General features: G+C 40.7%; 2 protein-coding genes and 1 pseudogene. 1 reads left to right on the forward strand and 2 read right to left on the reverse strand.

Annotated elements, in window-relative coordinates; translation table 11 throughout:
• Window positions 1-1,623: LamG-like jellyroll fold domain-containing protein (locus ACTS60_RS00100; RefSeq protein ID WP_440886717.1), on the reverse strand; the 1,623-nt coding region annotated here is incomplete at its 3' end.
• A gap of 695 nt (window positions 1,624-2,318) precedes the next feature.
• Between ACTS60_RS00100 and ACTS60_RS00105 the strand changes: the two are divergent.
• Window positions 2,319-3,265: pseudogene (locus tag ACTS60_RS00105) on the forward strand (IS30 family transposase).
• A 511-nt stretch (window positions 3,266-3,776) separates the two neighbouring features.
• Here ACTS60_RS00105 and ACTS60_RS00110 read toward each other — a convergent pair.
• Window positions 3,777-4,271 carry a hypothetical protein gene (locus ACTS60_RS00110; protein ID WP_440886718.1) on the reverse strand — a complete coding sequence of 165 codons (495 nt, stop codon included), beginning with the start codon at window positions 4,269-4,271 and terminating at the stop codon, window positions 3,777-3,779.
• Window positions 4,272-4,355: the final 84 nt, after the last annotated feature.

Raw genomic sequence — 4,355 nt, forward strand, 5'->3', positions numbered from 1 at the left:
AAACAACACACGCTGAGATGCCTCTTTGTCAAATACCGCAGCCAAATGCACCCATTTATCGACCTTGATATCATTTTTACCCTTTATTAGGTTGTCGCCAAGTCCAGCAATCGGCTGGCTACCATCTAGCCCTACATATAGGCGATGATCCTGCCCATCATGCACACCGGAAAACTGATAGTGGTTGCCCATCGTCTTGAACTTCACCCAATACATCAGAGTCATAGAATGCTTACCTGTGGGCACTAATCCCGTAAAAGCAAACGCTTCTTTATCAGTCACATCAAGTACATGGTCGCCGGAGTTTATCTCTTCACCTCTTGATTCTGCTGATCTCGACTGAGCCTTGGTGTACTCTTCCCAATGATTTATTCCCTGCTTATTAACCTCAGCCACATCAAAGCGTTGTAAGTTCCAGCCTCGCGCATATTCAAACCCATCATCAATACCATCATTGTCTGTATCTGAGCTACATGGATCACTAAGGTGACGACCAGTCTCTGCTCCCACCTCTATGCCATCTAACAAACCATCACCATCACTGTCTGCGTTATTGATATCTGTACATAACGCCAGCTCTTGGCGATCAGTCAAGCCATCGCCATCGGTATCGACTTGTCTCTCCGCTACTTGAAGTAATTGAGCTGAACTCAACTGGGCATCGAACACGCCTGTTGCTGCGTTTTCCACCCAATCACCTCGAACACGACTGAAGTTATAAAGGGCAATTAAGTTTGTCTCTCCCCGTTGCGGTGCAGACAGCATGTAGGTTTGAACTTCTTGCTCTGTCAGCGCACGTGTCCATACTTGAACATCATCCAACTGACCGTCCATATAACTGTCTATTTCCTGACCATTGATCCGAGCCCCCAATAATAAGCTTTGAGAGGTGCGCCCTTTTAATTGAAGAGAATCATGCCAAACGACCTGCTCACCATTACGGTACATTCGTGTTTTATCATTAGCAGGATCGTACACCAAAGCAATGTGCGTCCATTCACCAAACTCAAGACCTGATTTATATTCGTCTGTGTAGTTATTACCCACGCCGAACATGGCGTCGTTCTCTTTATCAATCCCTACATAAAAACGCTTGTCATGTGTCGCGTCATGTATACCAAGCAGTTGGTTATCTTCCGTTAGCCCTTTCAATCGAGTCCAGAACATCAGGGTCATAGGGCGACTACCCTCTGGTAAAATACCCGTTCGTACAAACCCTTTAACGCCTTCTACATTAAGTACATGATCACCAGATTCGATGGTGGTGCCGGCTTTTTCTGCCGCCTCTGACTGTGCCGCGATATAGGCTTGCCAATAACTTGTGCCGTTGCTGTGTAGGTTGCCCACATCTGAGGTGAGTGGATCACTTCCAAACTCATATTCCCAATGATCGTCAATGCCATCATTGTCTGTATCTGAGCTACATGGATCACTAAGGTGACGACCAGTCTCTGCTCCCACCTCTATGCCATCTAACAAACCATCTTCGTCAGAATCTGCATTGTTAGGGTCACTACATATCGATAACTCAACATGATCTGGTAACTGGTCTTCATCAGTATCTAGTGGAACGAGTTTCTTTATATTTGAGATAAATTTTTGACCGTACTTGTTGCGAGCCACGACTTGAACAAAAAGTGGGGATATATGTGAAGATAAATCTAAAGATATTGAACCTGCATGTTCAAATTTACTATGTAATAAAGGTGATGGTTCCTTTGATATATATAGGTCATAAGTAAAATCGAGATCACTGTTTTTTATTCCGAACTCTATAGAAACGCTACTATAGTTTTGTACAGGTTCGAATGTTAAGTCCAACTTAGTTTTTTTAGGATTGTAATATTCATCTATTTCAGACACTGAAATTATATTCGTCAAGCCATCATAGTTATAAGATACAACCCGTGCATCGCTTTCCGTTCGCTTATTATCAATTTTAGTTAACCTTCCCATAATATCATAACTAAATTGGACTGCATGCGCTGGGTTAAGCACACTAATTACTAAAGTTACAAATAGTATTCTAATAAGCATAATGTAATCCCAGCAAGCAAATTTGTGAACGACGATAGCGATTGTTATAAATTTAACTTAATAAAAGTCAACCATCATCATACGTCATATCAAAAACAACTTTAAATAAGATTAAATCATAAATCCATAAGTAAAATTTATATCTAGCAATCGGAATAACGCCACAGAATATTAACCCCGATTTCAGATAATAAGTGCGACATTCATGGAAAGGTGTAGAAGAGGAAGCCAACTGCTGAAAGTGGTACGTTCTTCTCGCCAAAGAAACAAGCAGTACTACCATGAATTATCAGCAGTTGACCGAAGGCAGAAGATACCAGATTTCTGCTCTTTTGGAACGGGGGATTTCAGTTTCTGAAATAGCTAAAACAGTTCAGTGCCACCGCTCTACGGTATATCGGGAGCTTAAGCGAGGCTGTAATGGCAGTATTTATTGCCCAAACGAGGCTCAGGTATTGTCGCTTAATAAGCGCAGAGCAGCACGTAAATACCGCATACCACAGGAGCGTGTTGATTTTATTCGCCTTCTTTTAGAAGCGGATTGGAGTCCAGAACAGATTTCCAATGTATTAACGAAAGTTGGTGCAGCAGTCAGTCATGAGTGGATTTACCGATTTGTCGCTCAGGACAAACGCTTGGGCGGTAAGTTATATCGCCACTTGAGGCAAGGACATAAGCGGTATCGCCGCGGTAAAAAAGAGAAAGCGCCAGCGATAAAGAATGCTGTTTCGATTGAAGAAAGACCAAGCATCGTTGACAGTAAGGAACGGTTTGGTGACTGGGAAATCGACACTGTACTAGGTAAGCATGGTACGGGTGCAATGGTGACTATTTTAGAGCGTAAAACTCGATTTTACGTGGTAAAAAAAGTGCCATCTAAGTCAGCGGATGATGTTACCAGAGCCACAATTGAGCTACTAAAGCCTTACAAGAAACATGTCCATACCATCACGGCAGATAACGGGCGAGAGTTTGCTGGCCATGAAACCATCGCAAAAGAATTAGAGGCTGATGTGTACTTTGCTCATCCCTACAGCCCTTGGGAGCGTGGGGCTAATGAGAATGCGAACGGTCTTTTAAGGCAATATGTGAGAAAGGAACCGACCTAACGACGGTGACGGACAGCGATATAGAGTTCGCTTTATTGCGGATAAATTATCGACCACGAAAGTGCTTAGGCTTCAAGCAGCCTGCCATTGTATTTGAGAAAATGGCGTTGGCAGCTTGATATTGGAGAGTGTCGCACTTCGCAGTTGAATTCGGGATTAACCTTTAAATATAGAAATCAAAATGTGAAAATATGAAAGAACCATCCCTTTCCTACCATCATAAATATCACAATAGAAGGGTAACATAAACTTAGGTGATGGAAACATTCCATAGACTCGAGAAAGAATTGCTATTACAAACACATACAAACCAAAACACACATTTAGTAGCAGTTTGAATAACAAATACTTTTCACCCAAAGATATAACCCAAAAAAGAGAAAATATACCCCAAAAGTTAGAATCAAGAGATTTATCTTATTTATAATTATTTTTTCATTTCAAACTTACGGTAAGGGGTCACTATTGGGTCAAGCTGTTTTAAGTTTAAAGATAACAGTAATGCCGACATGACATATTATTGAAATTTTTATAATAGCCAGCTTTTTAACTGGCTATTATCTCGTAAACGTACTCACTGATAAACACATATAATCATTCAAAGGAATAACGAACAGACTGCTGTGATATTTATATTGATTTTATGAAATCTTGTGCTTCAATAACGGATAGGTCGTAAGTTTCAGAGCAATATTCTAGCAGATTATATAGTGCCTCCTTTTGTTTAGTATCTAAATAATTTAAATTATAACTACCTTCACTAGACGCATCTTCGATATAGAATAAAATAGAAGATGCCATCTCTTCATGACACCTTTTTTTTATTAGAATATACTTGCACAATGCAGGCAACAACCATTTCATGCCTAATTGACTAACGCATAGGTACTCATCATAGTATGAATGTAAGTTAGTTACTTCACTATCTAACGTCCCCACCGGAATTTCTTTACTAATAATTTTCCGCACAATATTATCAGCCCCAACTGCAAAAAAACTTTCTATATCCGGGCAGGCTCTATTCGGAAAAGCATCTGAAAACTTAAGTATGAGCTCTTCTCTTGTAATATACTTAAGTAACCTTGAGATGCTTGGTTCAGCGAGAATGACTTGGTTTGAAGGCAAGGCAACAATTTGGAAAGAGCCTGCTATTTCGCTTTGTTTTTTCCTTGCTTACTTTCGGTAAACAGGGAGCCAGTGATAGCGCTC

The organism is Vibrio sp. WZ-1, from assembly GCF_052037695.1.
Classification (GTDB): Bacteria; Pseudomonadota; Gammaproteobacteria; order Enterobacterales; family Vibrionaceae; genus Vibrio.